This is a genomic window from Rhizobium ecuadorense (genome assembly GCF_001187535.1).
In the GTDB taxonomy this organism is placed as follows: Bacteria; Pseudomonadota; Alphaproteobacteria; order Rhizobiales; family Rhizobiaceae; genus Rhizobium; species Rhizobium ecuadorense.
This window is the reverse complement of record NZ_LFIO01001554.1, coordinates 1-253: the sequence shown is the minus strand read 5'-3', so window position 1 is coordinate 253 and position 253 is coordinate 1. Positions and strand designations below refer to the sequence as shown.

Below are 253 nucleotides of genomic sequence, written 5' to 3'. Positions count from 1 at the left end.
AAATCAGGCGAGCTCGTGGCGGTGATCGGCCCGAACGCCGCCGGCAAGTCGACGCTTTTCAAGCGCATCACCGGCCTGCTCAAAGGGCCTGGCCATGTCGTCGTCGAAGGCTCGAAGACAAAAAACGCCATCAGCTACATGCCGCAGGATACCTCGGTAAACGCGGTGCTGACGGTCTACGAATCCATCCTGCTTGCCCGCAAGCAGGGCCAGTCCTGGGCTGTCAGCGACAGCGACCTGCGCTTCATCGACG

At 61.7% G+C, this 253-nt stretch carries 1 protein-coding gene; it reads left to right on the top strand.

The annotated features are described in order from the left end of the window. A partial coding sequence (locus AF337_RS32055; protein ID WP_152971275.1) for an ATP-binding cassette domain-containing protein occupies window positions 1–253 on the top strand: 253 nt, incomplete at both ends.